Genomic DNA, 14,329 nt, shown 5'->3' with positions numbered 1-14,329 from the left:
CTCCGCCGATCCGCCAGCACACACGATGGAATCTGAAACGCACACCGTCATCAGCGCCGATGGGCTGCGGCTCGCCGTCTACGTGAGCGGCCCGCGCGACGCGACGCCCGTGGTGCTGGTGCATGGCTATCCGGACTCCGCATTGATCTGGGAGGCGGTGCGCGCACAACTGGATGCGCGCTTTCGCGTGATTGCCTACGATGTGCGCGGCGCCGGCGCATCGGATGCGCCCGCCGGGCGCACTGGTTATCGGCTCGAAGCGCTCGTGGCCGATCTTGCCGCAGTAGCCGACGCGTTGATCGGCACCCGGCCGTTTCATCTGGTCGGGCACGACTGGGGCTCGATTCAATGCTGGGAAGCGGTGACCACCACGCCGCTCGAGGGGCGCATCGCGTCGTACACGTCGATCTCGGGACCTTGCCTCGACCATGCAGCGGCACGCACGCGCGGCCTGCCCCGTTCCGCAAACGACGCCGATACGCGGCACGCCGCGAGCAGGCGCACTTCGTTCGGTAGCACGATCGCACAGTTGCTGAAGTCCTGGTACATCTATTTCTTTCACCTGCCGCTGTTGCCGGAGCTGTACTGGCGCCTGCTTGGAGTGCCCGCGTGGCCGTGGTGGCTGCGCGTCAGCGAACGCTTGCAAGCGGTGCGCGATCCGGCGCAACTGCGCAACGCGCTGAACGGCCTCGAGCTTTACCGCGCGAACTTCGTGTCGCGTATGCTCCACCCGCATCCGCGCTCAGCACATGCACCCGTACAGTTCATCGTGCCGCTGCGCGATCCGTATGTCGGACCGGCGCTTTCCGTCGGGCTCGAAACATGGCTCGGCCCCTACCGGCGCGAAGAAATCGATGCCGGCCACTGGGTCGTCCTGCGCGAGCCGATGCGCGTCGCCGCGAGCATCGCACGTTTCATTGCGCGCCACGAGCCCGCAGAGGCTTCCACGCAGGCCGATCAGACGCGCGACGCTCAGACGACCGACGGCACGCGTGTGAACAACATCGGGTAGTCGATCACCAGACCATCTGCATCGACCGGCAGATTCGCCGCGAAATGAGTGGAAATGCCTTCGTAGCGATACTCGGCATCCGGCTCGATGCACGTGTACGCCTGCTCGACGCGTTTGACCTGCAGATCCGGCGCTGAAATAAACGCGACCGGAATCGTCTGCCGTGCGCCGCGCGCGAGTTGCAGCCGGCGGATCGGCAGCGTGTTCGTGAACGGCGTCGCCGTGATGTCGATATCGATGCAGCCGGCCAGTTGCGTCAACGCGAGCCCGTGTCCGTCGTGCCAGTTGCCTGCGCCATCTCCCGTCAGTTCGAGCGTGGCGCCGCCGGTCACCTTCAGGTAAGCATGCAGCGTGCGCCATTGCGGATCGCAGCGCACGGTGTAGAACAGCCCGTAGTTTTTGCCATCGCTTTGCCCGACTATCACGCTTTCGATACGAAAGCCGTCCGGGCGCTCGTCGAACGCGAGATGCTCGACGCCGCCGCCTTCCTCAGAAACCCATCGCACTTCACGCATCGCGTGTTCCTCCTTGCGGTTGTGCACGCGCCACTTGTCGACGTGGCGCAGCGCGTCCCGGATGCCGGTCGCCGCGCGCTGCCGGATGGCATCATCGGCAATGCGCGAAGCACTCTACGTTCGCGCCGCCGATAGCCGTTATCATCGCTGCTGCACGCCGCCGCGCGATACAGGCGTTTATGCTCACGGTTCAGCGCCGCAATTTCCATGCACGCGATACGCGCCGACACACCAAGGCGCGGCAGCACGCAAACGCAGCGCCGCCCGCTCGTCCCGCGGCGCAGCCACATTGCCCCCATATAACCGCAGGAGATGTCATGTCGTTCGCTCATGTCCCCGCCGGCCGCGTATCCGGCGCAGGCCCGATGTCCGACGCCGAGCGCAGCACGCGCGCCGATCTGGCCGCCGCATACCGGCTCGCGGCGCTCAACGGCTGGGACGATCTCGTCTATACGCACATCTCCGCGAGCGTGCCCGGCGAGCCCGGCCATTTCCTGATCAACCCGTTCGGCCTCAGCTTCGAAGAAGTGAGCGCGTCGAACCTCGTGAAGATCGACATCGACGGCAACGTGGTCGGCACCAGCGTGCATCCGGTCAACGCAACGGGTTTCGCATTGCACGCCGCCGTGCACGCCGCGCGCAGCGACGCGTTCTGCGTGATGCATCTGCACAATAGCGCCGGCATCGCGGTGTCGATCCAGCCTGAAGGGTTACAGCCGGCTTCGCAGCATGCGTTGCGCTTTCACGGCTACCTCGCGTACCACGACTACCAGGGCCTCGCGTTCACGCCCGCCGACGCAGAACGCCTGATCGTCGATCTCGGCAGCCGGCCCGCGATGCTGTTGCGCAATCACGGCACGCTGACGCTCGGCCGCACGGTGGCCGAGGCGTATGTGCTAATGGCGACGCTGATCAAGGCTTGCGAAATCCAGCTGCAAGCCCAGGCGGGCGGCGCGCCACTCGTGCTGCCGTCGCCGGCCGTGGCGGCGCGCGCCGCCGAACAGCTATACGACGGCGGTGCGATCGAAGGTACGCTCGAGTGGCCCGCGCTGCTGCGCAAGCTCGATCGCATCGATCCCGCGTTTCGCGACTGAACCCAGCCTCTCTCTCAACCAAGAGCCCGTTATCCCTAAAGGAGCCGTTGTCATGCCAACCTTTCGCATCGAACTGTTCGAAGGACGCACCGTCGAGCAGAAGCGCAAGTTCGTCGAAGCGATCACCCAGGCGACCTGCGAGTCGCTGAACGTCGAGCCGAATTCGGTCGACATCATCCTGGTCGACGTACCGCGTGAAAACTGGGCCACCGGCGGACGCCTGTGGTCCGACCCGCAGACATAGCCGATCTGAATCCGGCTCGCGAGCGGGAAGCGAGCCGCGACTCATGCTGCAGCGCGGTGTATTGACGCATCGCGCATCGCCCCGCGCACCGCCCTCCCAATTCGCATCGCGCGATTTTTTCAATCGCAATCAAAGCCTTACTTAAAAAAACGCGATGCGGCAAAGCGCCTCGCTGCGTGATTTCGACGCACGCGGCAGCGCAGCACAGCGCTGCACGTTAACCCCAACTTCCCCTACGCTTGCGCCATCTGCTTCGTGCAGTGCGCGCCGACGCTGGTCGCCGTGCGTAGTCCGGATTCGGGTACCGAAACATGCACACCTCCCTTTCTGCATTTGATCTGGCGCGGCTCCAGTTCGCGTTCACAGTTTCCTTTCATATCGTCTTCCCGGCATTGAGCATCGGCCTTGCGAGCTTTATCGCGGTGCTCGAATGGCGTTGGCTGCAAACCGGCAAGGCCTACTACAAAGACCTTTGTCTGTACTGGTCAAAGATCTTTGCAGTCGCGTTCGGCATGGGTGTCGTGTCGGGCGTCGTGATGAGCTACGAGTTCGGCACCAACTGGGCCGGCTTTTCGTCGTTTGCCGGACCCGTCACCGGGCCGCTGCTGATGTACGAAGTGATGACCGCGTTCTTCCTCGAAGCGGGCTTCCTCGGCATCATGCTGTTCGGCTGGCAGCGCGTCGGCCCGCGCGCGCACTTCGGCGCCACGCTGATGGTGGCAATCGGCACGCTGATCTCGACCTTCTGGATCCTCGCGTCGAATAGCTGGATGCAGACGCCGCAGGGCGTCGAGATCGTCGATAACCATGTAGTGCCGGTCGACTGGTTCAAGATCGTGTTCAACCCGTCGTTCCCGTACCGGCTCGCGCATATGGCGATCGCCGCGTTTATCGTGACCGCGCTAGTCGTTGCCGCGGTCGGCGCATGGCATTTGCTGAAGGGCCGCCGCGACGCCGCAGTGAGAAAGATGTTCTCGATGGCGCTGTGGATGCTGCTGATTCTCGCGCCGATCCAGGCATTCGTCGGCGACCAGCACGGCCTGAACACGCGCGAATACCAGCCGGCCAAGATCGCCGCGATCGAAGGCCTGTGGAATACGGAAAAAGGCGGCACGGCGCTGAACCTGTTCGGGATCCCGGACATGCAGGCGGAAACCACCCGCTATGCGGTGTCGGTCCCGCATCTGGGCAGCCTGATCCTGACGCATTCATGGGATGGCGAGATCAAGGGCTTGAAGGACTTCCCGAAGGAAGACCGGCCCAACTCGACGCTGGTGTTCTGGACGTTCCGCGTGATGGCGGGCCTCGGCATGCTGATGATCGCGTTCGCGCTGGCCTCATGGGCGCTGCGTCGCGGCAACCGGCTGTATGAAGCGAAGTGGTTCCAGCGCTTTGCCGTCGCGATGGGGCCGACCGGCTTTATCTCGTTGCTGGCCGGCTGGATCACCACCGAAGCGGGCCGTCAGCCGTGGGTGGTCTACGGCATGAAGCGCACCGTCGAAGCCGTGTCGCCGCTGACCGCGCAACAGGTCGGCATCTCGCTGATGGCGTTCGTCGTCATCTACTTCCTCGTGTTCGGCACCGGCATCTACTACCTGCTCAAGCTGATGCGCAAAGGCCCCGCGCTGCCCGGCGAAAGCCGTGACGGCGTGCCCGGCGGCGTGCGTGGTCGGCCGTCGCGCAATGCGTTGCCGGCAGCCTGATTCCCGGAAATTTTTGAATCCTTTGCGAGTTAAATGATGGACGTCACTCTGGTATGGGCCGCGATTCTCGCGCTAGGCCTTTTCATGTACGTGGTGCTCGACGGCTTCGATCTGGGCATCGGCATTGTGTTTCCGTTCTTTCCCGACGAGAAGGAACGCGACCTGATGATGAACACCGTCGCGCCCGTGTGGGACGGTAACGAAACCTGGCTCGTGCTCGGCGGCGCCGGCCTGTTCGCGGTGTTCCCGACCGTTTACGCGACGGTGCTTTCCGCGCTGTATCTGCCGCTCGTGTTCATGCTGATCTGTCTGATCTTCCGCGGCGTGTCGTTCGAGATCCGCGCCAAGGCGAACCGCACCAAACACCTGTGGGATCTGGCGTTTATCGGCGGCTCGGCGGGCGCGGCGTTCTTCCAGGGCATTGCGCTCGGCGCGTACCTCGAAGGGATTCCGGTGGCGCAAGGTGGCGGCTTCGCCGGCGATGCGTTCGGCTGGCTCACGCCGTTCAGTCTGTTGACCGGCCTTGGCCTCGTCGCGACTTATGCGCTGCTTGGCTGCTGCTGGCTGGTCGGCAAGACCGAGGGCGATCTGCAGCGGCGCCTGCACCGCGTGGTGTGGCCGCTGACGATCGTGCTGCTTGCGTTTATCGCGGTGGTAAGCCTGTGGACGCCGCTGCAGGACCCGAACATCGCTCAGCGCTGGTTCGATTCGGGGCTGCTGTATCGTCTGTTGCCGGTGCCGTTCCTCGTCGCGCTGTGTGCGGTGTTCATGTATCGCGCAGTGCGCGGGCGCGAGCACCATACGCCGTTCATGCTCGCGCTGGCGCTGGTGTTGCTCGGCTATGTCGGCCTGCTGGTCAGCGTATTCCCGTATGCGATCCCGTCGAGCGTGACGCTCTGGCAAGCGGCCGCGCCGCGTTCGAGCCAGATGTTCACGCTCGCCGGGGCCGCGGTGATTCTGCCCATCATCATCGCGTACACGACTCTCGGTTATTGGGTATTCCGCGGCAAGGTGCGTCATGGCGAAGCTCATTATCACTAACGCTCACACCCACACCGGCGTCAAAGCCCACGCCGACGGCAACCCGCGCCGCGTGCCCGGCTGGCTGTGGTTCATCGCGCTGTGGTGCGTCGGCGTAGGCAGCGCAGTGTCGGTGGGCTACGCGTTCAAGCTGCTGATGAATGCGACGCTGTTTGCGGTGAGCCGCTAAGCGGTCGGACAAACCCCACCCATCACGCCGACCACCCGACGGATACCCCATTCGTCTATACCCTCGCGCCGCGCCGCCGCTCTTCAAAATGGTCGAGACCCGCTCGTCTACGTAGCAGGTCGCGGCGGCAAACTTCGCCGCGCCGGGCGACGCCGCTGCCGCGACGGTCCGAGACAGGGCCGCGCGGTACGGACCTGAGAGACGGCGCACGAGACCAGCCTTCGCAACAGGCGCGATCGGGGTGCGATTGCAATCGCTGCAAAGGACGACAACAATAGCCGGAACGTACGACGGACGCGGTAGCGATAACCGCGCCGCCGTGCCACCGGAAGCAGAAGCGTCGGCGGCAAAAGCGGCAGCGACCGGGTACACGGCCGCGCCGCAGGGCAAACCCGGTCAGCACGACGGGCGAGCCCCGGATGGGTGCTGTAACGGTCCGCGTGGCGCGGGCCGCGGGGAACGCAGCAGGCGGCGGCGCGCGGCATCGGGTACGATGCTGCGCGCCGCGCTGAAGGCGCACGGAAGGCGCACGTCGTGCAGGGCGCCTTCCGCTGCGGCCCCGGCGGATGATTGCGTCGCGGCAGCCTCGACGCTGCGGCGCAGCGGCAATAACGAACCGGCAGGGCCAACTCGCGGAGACATCATGAAGTTTCTTGTGGCCGACGACCATGAACTGATCCGCCAGGGCGTCAAGGGACTGTTGCGCGGGCTCGATCCCGATGCGCAGTTCGATGAAGCCGACAGCTGGGAGAGCCTCGCGGCGCTTGCGCGACCCGATGCGAACCACGATCTCGCGATCGTCGACCTGCACATGCCCGGCATGAGCGGCGCGGCGTCGCTCGCCGGCCTGCTGAAGGGCAACCCCGCACTACCGGTGGTCGTGCTGTCGGCCGAAGAGTCGCCCGACGAGATGCGCGGCGTGCTCGCGGCCGGCGCGCTCGGCTTCGTGCCGAAGCGGCAGCCGGCCAGCGTGATGCTAAAGGCCATCGAACTGGTGTTGTCGGGCGGCGCGTATGTGCCGATGGAGGCGTTGAGCCTGCTCGGCGCGCGCGAGACTGCGAGCGTCGGTGCGGGTGCGGGCGCCGTGCCCGCGCCGGCTTGTCCGGAACCCGAACCGCCGCCCGCGCGGATCGAGGCGCTGCAGCCGCATCAACAGCATCTGCTCGAACACCTGTCGCCGCGTCAGCAGGAAATCATGCGGCTGGTGCACCGCGGCTGGACCAACAAGATGATCGCGCGCGATCTCGGCGTCGCCGAGGGCACCGTAAAGGTGCACCTGTCCGTGATCTTTCGGGCGCTTGGCGTGCACAACCGCGCTACCGCGATCGCGGTGATCAACGGGTGGCTCGAGACGGGCCGGACGCTGTAGCCGTCGCGGTCATGCCGGGGCTGAGGTAGCCGCGACAGCGAGCGGTTGTCGCGATGCCTGCCACAGCCGCAGCAGTCCGCTGTAGCGCTGCGCCCGGATGCGCCCGCCGAGCGTCGCTCCTGCCCTCACCCCTGCCGCCCGAACGCCGCTTGCGGCAGCGTCTGAACCACGCCTTGCCCCACTTCGGTCAGCTGCTCCTGCGTCAGTTCCGGCTGCTGCCACAGCAATTCCAGCGTGCGCCGCAGGCGCGCCGCCGTCACCGGCTTGTGCAGCACCGGAATGCCCTGCGCCGCAAGCGCGTGCAACTCCGCCGACGCCATATCGCCGGTGATCAGCAGCGTCACGACCTGCGCGCGGCCGCGCCGTTGCAATGCTTCGCGCACGGCGGCCAGCGCCTGTGCGCCGCTGCGGTGGTTGGCGAGCTGGTAGTCGCACAGCACCGCGTCCGGCTCGAAACCTTCATCGATCGCCCGCAGCGCCAGCGCCTCGTCGGGCACCCCGCGCACCGTGCAACCCCAGCGGCCGAACAGGCTTTTCAGGCCTTCGAGAATCGCCGGTTCGTCGTCGATACACAGCACGTGGCGCCCCTGCATCGCCACCGCGCCGCTCGCCGTTTCGTTGAACCCCGCGACGATGCGCGCCGCGTCGCCGGCCTCGACGCTGAAGCGGAACACCGAGCCGCGCCCGGGCGCTGAGCGCAGCCGCAGCGCGCTGCCATGCAATTCGACCAGCCGCTTGACGGTCGGCAGACCGAGGCCGTGCCCCTGGCGCGCGTCGCGCAGCGGATTGGTGACCTGGTAGAACTCTTCGAAAATGCGCTCCTGCTCGTCGGGCGCGATGCCGATGCCGGAATCGCGCACCTCGATGTGGCCGCCCGTCGCGCGACCGGCGCGCCGGTAGCCCATCCAGATCGCGCCGCTCTCGGTATAGCGCACCGCGTTCGACAGCAGATTGCTCAGAATCCGTTCGAGCAGCACCGGATCGCCGTGAATCACCGCCGGGGTCGGCGCGATCCGCAGCGCGAGGCCCTTCGCGGCCGCCTGCGGCCAATACTGGTTGCCGACCCGGTCGAACAGTTCGGAAAGCTTGAAGTGCATCGGCATCACCTGCGCGACGCCGCTTTCCAGCCGCGCCAGATCGAGCACCTGATTGAACAGCTGGTTGAGCGCCTCGACGTTGTTGACGATGTAATCGACGGTTTTCGCGTGCTGCGCGCGGGTCGCTTCCGGGTCGTTCAGCGACGCGGCGAGCAGGCCGATCGCGTGGAGCGGCTGACGCAGGTCGTGGCTGGCGGCCGCGAAGAAGCGCGTCTTCGCGAGGTTCGCCTCTTCGGCGACGAGCTTCTGCTCGGCCAGCGATTCGGCCAGCGTCTGCTGGTCGACGCGCGCCTGCACGACGCGCTGGAACAGCTTGCGGTAGCTCACCGCATAGACGTTGATCGCGCAGAAGAAGAACGCCAGCACGCTGGCGATCAGCGTGCGGTCGAAGGTGTGCACGCCGAAGTGCATCGCGATGGTCGGCAACAGCAGAAAGGCGATCGAGGTCGTGAAGTTGATCACGTCGAAGCCGTTCGACATGAACACGCCGGCCGCGAGCGTCAGCAGCATCACCGTGTGCAGCAGCGGCAGATCGGTCTGCGCGCTCTGGAACGCGAACCAGATGGAAAGACCCGGCGCCGCGTACAGCAGCACATTGCGCAGCGCATGCAGATAGATCCACACGCGCGGCTGCAGCGTGTCGGGCCAGCGCCGATGGCACATCCACAGTACGAGGCCGGCGCAGTTCGCGAGGCCGTAGAAAATAAAGCACGCCGCAAACAGCTGCGGATGCGGAATGTTCGTCCAGTACGGTGCGACCAGCACCGTGATCGAGAACCAGTGCGTGAAAAAAGCGATTGGATCCTGCGCGTACAGCACGCGCACGAGGTCTTCGTCCATCGCACGCTGAATGGGGTCGACCCGCATCGGGCGGTCTCCTTTTGGCCCGGACGGCGCTCGCGGCGGCTGGCGGCGCAGGTCAGGCCCGGGTTCGGTCTGGGTGGGCTGGGCAAGCGCCCGGCAAGTGGCCCGCAAGAATCCCCGGCAGGCACGCTGCACGGCACGGCAGCGCCGGGCGGCCGGCATCAGGCGGGCGGGCTCCCGTACGCATGTTCTTCGAATCTGGTCGACGGCTGGCTTCAATCTTCGGAGTTTAGCGCCGCCGTAGTTTACCCGTGCCGGACTTTACGGCTGTGACGGCGGTCGATTCCATGCATTACGCATTAAGAACCGACCCCACGCCGGATGGTTTACCCGACGGTTTACCCATCGGTTTACCCTTCAGCTATCACTTAATCCATATAGTCGGCGCCGCGTGCAAAAACCATACTGCATACCAATCACAGCGCGGCATGCGGTCTTCCGAAGCAACGCGAAGACCGATTCGATTGCCTTGTCATCAAGGTGCCCCCCGGCGGTTATCCGCCTCTTACCGCGCTTGCAGGCCCTAACACCACACGGAGGCTTTCATGAGCGCGGTACCGAGTCACGCATTCGCACGCATCCCCGACGAGACAGTCCTTCCCGATCTGTGGCGCCGCCGCACGCAGCTCTCCGATGACGAAATGGTGTCGATGTACGGTCTCGTGAAGCGCGCGCTGCGCAGCTACCATCCGCTCGAGCTGCATGCGCTCGGCGAAGACAAGGAAGAGCTGGTCCACCAGTTCATCTACACCAAGGTGCTGCGCCTCGCGCCCGGCCATATGGATTCGCGCGCCACACCGGAAAGCGCACCGTCCAACGGCTATGCGATCTGCGCCTACTTTCGCCGCTATCTGATCGACTGCCTGCGCAGTGCCAGCCACCAGCGCAATGTGTCGATGGAAGCCGACGGCATGGCGCAGGAAATCGACCTGCACGCACATGCGCTCGACGATCCGATCGACAGCGTGCTGCTACAGCACAATCTCGACGAAGCCAGCGTGCGCGCCGCAGCCCGCGCGTTTATCGCCGGTCTCGACGAGCCCGAGCGGGTGGTGTTGTCCGGCACGCTCGGCGGCTACTCGGAATGCAAGGGCGGCCTGTCGGCGGTGGCCGCGCGGCATCGCGTGCCGTCGTATCACTATCGCGCCGTCAAACTCGGCGTCACCATGAAGAAGACGGCTGGCGCCGACGAATTTTCCAATACCAAGATCGGCCGGTGGCTTAGCGACGATCTCGGCATTGCAATCGACGTCGATAATCGCGACGCCATCCTGATTGTGTTGAACCTGCTGGCGGTCGTGTCGTGCGAGAGCGAAGCGTTCGAAGCCGACGACGAACCGCTTGAAGCGGCCGCGTAAGAGCCGCGTGTCTGTCGAGCCGCCACGCGGTTCGTGCGGCGCGCCGGCGCACCGGCGGACTCCGTCGAAGCTGATCACGCGCTCGACATCGAAGCCGTGTAAAACACTCGCCTGAGCGCGGCGCCGACATACGAGGCACGGCGAAGGCACCGGCAAAGGCGCCGCGAAAGCGCCCGCGAAGGCACGCCAAACGGACGGCACACCAGCACCGCAAAGGCACCGCAAAGGCATAGCGAGAAATGCCCGCGCGTGCCGCCCCGCATCGCCAACCCGCTGCGCGCATCGCGGCACCACCTGGAAGGCAGCACCCGAAAGGCCTCGCCAGGCTCCGCACGATCTGCTTTGCTTTTTCTTTTGCAACGTTCAGGATATCCAGGCTGCGCGCGCCCAGCCGCCGTCGACGCCCGGGTCCCCCCGCCCTGCTGATTCGAATAATGAGGTGGTCGTATGAACCGCTTGTCCAGCGCCCTTGAGGCGATGAAGCCGCATTACGAGGTAGTTGTCGTCGGATCCGGTTATGGTGGCGCGATCGCCGCGAGCCGCATGGCGCGCGCGCAGCGCGACGTCTGTCTGCTCGAACGCGGCCGCGAATTCATGGCCGGCGAGTATCCCGCCACGCCAGTCGAAGGACTCACGCAGGTGCAGTACAACACCGGTCTCGGTCAGTTGGGCTCGCCGCTCGCGCTGCTCGAAGTGCATGTGAACCCCGAGGTCAACGTGGTGGTCGGCTGCGGTCTCGGCGGCACCTCGCTGATCAATGCAAACGTTGCGCTGCAGCCCGACCCGCGGCTATGGGACGACCCGCGCTGGCCCGCCGCGCTGCGCGCCGACGAGGCCGGCCGCGACCACGGTTATGTGCGCGCGCGGCAGATGCTGCAGCCGTCGCCGGTGCCCGACGACTTCCCGACACTGCCCAAGCTGAAGGCGCTCGAACTGTCCGCGCAAAAGCTCGGCATGGCAGATCGCTTCTACCGGCCGCCGATCACCGTCACGTTCAAGGACGGCAAGAACGCCGCGGGCGTCGAGCAGCAGCGCTGCATCGGCTGCGGCGACTGCAATTCGGGCTGCAATCACGGCGCGAAAAACTCCACGCATATGAACTACCTGCCCGATGCGGTTGCGCACGGTGCGCAGATCTTCACCGGCGTGGCGGTTCATTCGGTGGTGCGCGACGAAGCGCAGCAGGTCTGGCGCGTGCGCTATCAACCGGTCGAGCTCGATCGCGATATTTATGGTGCGCCGGAGATGTCGCTGACGGCCGACATCGTGATTCTGTCTGCCGGCACACTCGGCTCGACGTCGATCCTGCTGCGCTCGCGCGAAGCGGGTCTCGCGGTGTCCGCGGAACTGGGCCGGCACTTCACCGCCAACGGCGACGTGCTCGCATTCGCGTTCAACACCGATCAGGACATCAACGGCGTCGGCTGGGGCGCGCAGCGGGCCGGCGTAATCCCGCCGGTGGGCCCGACCATCGCCGGCATCATCGATCATCGCAATACGCCCGACGTGCGTGACGGCTTCGTGATCGAGGAAGGCACGCTGGCCGCGCCGATCGGCGAGTTCATGCTCGGCGTGCTCGGCATTGCGGCGCCGGCCGAAGGTGTGTCGATGCCCGATCCGGAAGGCGACGCGCCGCTCGCCGACGAAGCACGCATCGCGCAAAGCGTGTTGCGCGGCCCGCACTTCGGCGCGATGCGCAATACGCAAACCTTTCTGGTGATGGCGCATGACGACGAAAGCGGCCGCATCACGGTCGACGATGGCCGCCCGCGCGTCAGCTGGCCCAACGCCGGCAAGCAGGCGATTTACGGCGTGGTCGAACACACGCTCGAGGCGGCCACCGCGGCGCTCGGCGGCGAGTACGTGCGCAACCCGGTGTCGATCGATGCGTTCCGCGACCGCACGGTGACCGTGCACCCGCTCGGCGGTTGCGCGATGGCCGAGAACGCCGAACATGGCGTGGTCGATCACACCGGCCGCGTGTTCTGCGATACCACGGGCGCGGCGGTGCACGACGGCCTGTACGTGATGGATGGCGCGGTGATGCCGCTATCGCTCGGCGTGAATCCGCTGCTGACGATCTCGGCGCTGGCCGAGCGCAATTGTGCGCAGCTGGCCGCCGCGCGAGGCTGGCAGATCGACTACGACGCAGCCGGCGAGGTCGCGCCGCCGCCCGCGCCGAAGATCGGCCTGCGCTTCACCGAAACGATGAAAGGCAGCTACGTGCCGGCCGGTGAGCCCGCCGAACGCGGCTTGCCGATGAGCTTCACCTTGACCGTCGAATCGGCCGATCTCGAAGACATGCTGGCGAATCCGCAGCACGAAGCGCGCATGGTCGGCACGCTGACCTGCGCGGCGCTGTCGCCGGAGCCGCTGATGATCTCGAACGGCCGCTTCAATCTGTTCGTGGTGGACGAGGCGCACGTCGAGCGGCGCAACATGAACTACCGGATGACGCTCGACTCGACCGACGGCAAGCACTATTACCTGTTCGGCCAGAAGATCATCACGCGCTCGTCGCTGCTCGATTTATGGACGCAGACCAATACGTTGTACGCGGAAGTACGTGAGTCCGAAGCGGCGGATGCGCCGTTGCTTGGCAAGGCCACGCTGATCATCACGCCGGAAAACTTCCTGAAGCAGTCGCGCACGATCGAGGTGACCAATGCACCCGATCTGGAAACGCGGCTCAAATGGACGAAGAAGTTCGGCGAATTTTTCGCGGGCGTGCTGTTCACCGAGTACGGCGGGCTAGCTGCGCCGTTGCAGTTTGCCGATCCGGATGCGCCGCCGCGTGTGAAGCGCGCACTGCGTGCGCCCGCGCCGCAAGTGACCTACTTCACCACCGCCGAGCCGGACAACAAGACTTTGCGGCTCACCCGCTATAAGGGAGGCGAGCGTGGCCCGGTATTGCTGGTACACGGCTCCGGCGTATCGAGCCGGATCTTTTCGACCGATCTGATCGATACCAACCTCGTCGAATTCTTGTGCGCGGCGGGCTACGACGTGTGGCTCATCGACCTGCGTGTCAGCATCGAATTGCCGAGTGCCGCCGAGCCGACCACCGCCGATGCGATCGCGCGCTACGACCTGCCGGCCGCCGTCGCGAAAGTGCGCGAGTTGAGCGGCGCGGCCGAGATCCAGGTGGTCGCGCATTGTCTCGGCGCGGTCGCGACCACGATGGCGCTGCTGACCGGTCTTACCGGCGTGCGCTCGGTAGTGCTGTCGCAAGTGTCCGCGCATCCGGTGCCGGGACTGCTGCAGCGGGTCAAGGCCGGGCTGCATACGCCGCAAATCCTGCAGCATCTGGGCGTGAAGGATCTGACGGCCTACACGAGGCACGCGAACTGGCCGCATAACCTGCTCGATGAAGCGCTGCGGCTGTTCCCGGTCGAACACGACGAGGAATGCAACAACGCGGTGTGCCATCGCGCGACCTTCCTGTACGGTCTCGTCTACGAACACTCGCAGTTGAACGAGCCAGTGCACGCGAACCTGCACGAGCTGTTCGGCGTGCACGACGTCGAACTGTTCAACCAGCTCGCCGCGATGATCCGCGCGGGTCATCTGGTCGATGCGAACGGCGACGATGTGTATCTGCAGGATCTCGACGGCATGAAGCTGCCGATCGCGTTTATCCACGGCACGGAGAATCGCTGCTATTTGCCGGAAAGCACGCAGATGACTTACGACATGCTGGTCGAACGGTTCGGCCCGGATAACTACGAGCGGCATCTGATTGCCGGTTATGGGCACATCGACTGCATCTTCGGCAGGAATGCGGCGGCGGACGTCTATCCGACGATCGCGCGGCATCTCGAAGCGCATTAGCACATTCGCGCATCGACTTCGAAACGCGGCGT

Annotated in this window: 11 protein-coding genes; 9 read left to right on the top strand and 2 right to left on the bottom strand. The window is 65.5% G+C overall.

The annotated features are described in order from the left end of the window. Positions 1–25: 25 nt before the first annotated feature. Positions 26–1,012 carry an alpha/beta fold hydrolase gene (locus tag ACYVNQ_RS12075; protein WP_460902735.1) on the top strand — a complete coding sequence of 329 codons (987 nt, stop codon included), beginning with the start codon at positions 26–28 and terminating at the stop codon, positions 1,010–1,012. Here ACYVNQ_RS12075 and ACYVNQ_RS12070 read toward each other — a convergent pair. Next, a complete protein-coding gene (locus ACYVNQ_RS12070; protein ID WP_460902734.1) occupies positions 973–1,527 on the bottom strand; it encodes a putative glycolipid-binding domain-containing protein in 555 nt (184 codons plus the stop codon). The two genes, ACYVNQ_RS12075 and ACYVNQ_RS12070, sit on opposite strands and share 40 nt — an antisense overlap. Before the next feature lie 317 nt (positions 1,528–1,844). On the opposite strand from ACYVNQ_RS12070, the gene ACYVNQ_RS12065 reads away from it, so the two are divergent. The 6 genes from ACYVNQ_RS12065 (at position 1,845) to ACYVNQ_RS12040 (ending at position 7,147) form a co-directional block, all read left to right on the top strand. After that, positions 1,845–2,621 (top strand): class II aldolase/adducin family protein, encoded by a 777-nt coding sequence (locus ACYVNQ_RS12065; protein ID WP_460902733.1) that lies wholly within the window; start codon positions 1,845–1,847, stop codon positions 2,619–2,621. 52 nt (positions 2,622–2,673) lie between these two features. Beyond that, complete coding sequence (locus tag ACYVNQ_RS12060) at positions 2,674–2,865, top strand: 4-oxalocrotonate tautomerase (RefSeq protein WP_460902732.1); 192 nt, start codon at positions 2,674–2,676, stop codon at positions 2,863–2,865. 311 nt (positions 2,866–3,176) lie between these two features. After that, positions 3,177–4,568, top strand: coding sequence for a cytochrome ubiquinol oxidase subunit I (locus ACYVNQ_RS12055; RefSeq protein WP_460902731.1), 1,392 nt, complete (start codon positions 3,177–3,179; stop codon positions 4,566–4,568). Positions 4,569–4,604: 36 nt separating this feature from the next. Further along, positions 4,605–5,609 carry a cytochrome d ubiquinol oxidase subunit II gene (cydB, locus tag ACYVNQ_RS12050; protein ID WP_460903562.1) on the top strand — a complete coding sequence of 335 codons (1,005 nt, stop codon included), beginning with the start codon at positions 4,605–4,607 and terminating at the stop codon, positions 5,607–5,609. After that, on the top strand, positions 5,587–5,778 hold the full coding sequence (locus tag ACYVNQ_RS12045; protein ID WP_460902730.1) for a hypothetical protein: 192 nt from the start codon (positions 5,587–5,589) through the stop codon (positions 5,776–5,778). The genes cydB and ACYVNQ_RS12045 overlap by 23 nt, the downstream gene beginning before the upstream one ends. 643 nt (positions 5,779–6,421) lie before the next feature. Further along, on the top strand, positions 6,422–7,147 hold the full coding sequence (locus tag ACYVNQ_RS12040; RefSeq protein WP_460902729.1) for a response regulator transcription factor: 726 nt from the start codon (positions 6,422–6,424) through the stop codon (positions 7,145–7,147). Between the two features lie 125 nt (positions 7,148–7,272). Here ACYVNQ_RS12040 and ACYVNQ_RS12035 read toward each other — a convergent pair whose 3' ends face one another. Further along, the gene (locus ACYVNQ_RS12035; RefSeq protein ID WP_460902728.1) at positions 7,273–9,111 is read right to left on the bottom strand and encodes an ATP-binding response regulator; all 1,839 of its coding nucleotides are present in this window, start codon (positions 9,109–9,111) and stop codon (positions 7,273–7,275) included. Positions 9,112–9,653: 542 nt separating this feature from the next. Between ACYVNQ_RS12035 and ACYVNQ_RS12030 the strand changes: the two genes are divergently transcribed. Next, positions 9,654–10,466, top strand: a complete 813-nt coding sequence (locus ACYVNQ_RS12030; RefSeq protein WP_460902727.1) for a hypothetical protein — start codon at positions 9,654–9,656, stop codon at positions 10,464–10,466. A gap of 447 nt (positions 10,467–10,913) precedes the next feature. After that, positions 10,914–14,297, top strand: coding sequence for a GMC family oxidoreductase N-terminal domain-containing protein (locus ACYVNQ_RS12025; RefSeq protein WP_460902726.1), 3,384 nt, complete (start codon positions 10,914–10,916; stop codon positions 14,295–14,297). Positions 14,298–14,329 lie beyond the last annotated feature (32 nt).

The organism is Paraburkholderia jirisanensis (assembly GCF_054782355.1).
Note: the sequence above shows the minus strand (reverse complement) of the source record. Positions and strands in the feature narration are given on the sequence as shown.

Excerpts from the sequence above, each read along its gene's own strand:
- ACYVNQ_RS12060 (WP_460902732.1), top strand. The coding sequence starts at position 2,674 with ATGCCAACCTTTCGCATCGAACTGTTCGAAGGACGCACCGTCGAGCAG.
- ACYVNQ_RS12075 (WP_460902735.1), top strand. The coding sequence starts at position 26 with ATGGAATCTGAAACGCACACCGTCATCAGCGCCGATGGGCTGCGGCTC.
- ACYVNQ_RS12025 (WP_460902726.1), top strand. The coding sequence starts at position 10,914 with ATGAACCGCTTGTCCAGCGCCCTTGAGGCGATGAAGCCGCATTACGAG.
- ACYVNQ_RS12045 (WP_460902730.1), top strand. The coding sequence starts at position 5,587 with ATGGCGAAGCTCATTATCACTAACGCTCACACCCACACCGGCGTCAAA.
- ACYVNQ_RS12030 (WP_460902727.1), top strand. The coding sequence starts at position 9,654 with ATGAGCGCGGTACCGAGTCACGCATTCGCACGCATCCCCGACGAGACA.
- ACYVNQ_RS12070 (WP_460902734.1), bottom strand. The coding sequence starts at position 1,527 with ATGCGTGAAGTGCGATGGGTTTCTGAGGAAGGCGGCGGCGTCGAGCAT.
- ACYVNQ_RS12035 (WP_460902728.1), bottom strand. The coding sequence starts at position 9,111 with ATGCGGGTCGACCCCATTCAGCGTGCGATGGACGAAGACCTCGTGCGC.
- ACYVNQ_RS12040 (WP_460902729.1), top strand. The coding sequence starts at position 6,422 with ATGAAGTTTCTTGTGGCCGACGACCATGAACTGATCCGCCAGGGCGTC.
- ACYVNQ_RS12065 (WP_460902733.1), top strand. The coding sequence starts at position 1,845 with ATGTCGTTCGCTCATGTCCCCGCCGGCCGCGTATCCGGCGCAGGCCCG.
- cydB (WP_460903562.1), top strand. The coding sequence starts at position 4,605 with ATGGACGTCACTCTGGTATGGGCCGCGATTCTCGCGCTAGGCCTTTTC.
- ACYVNQ_RS12055 (WP_460902731.1), top strand. The coding sequence starts at position 3,177 with ATGCACACCTCCCTTTCTGCATTTGATCTGGCGCGGCTCCAGTTCGCG.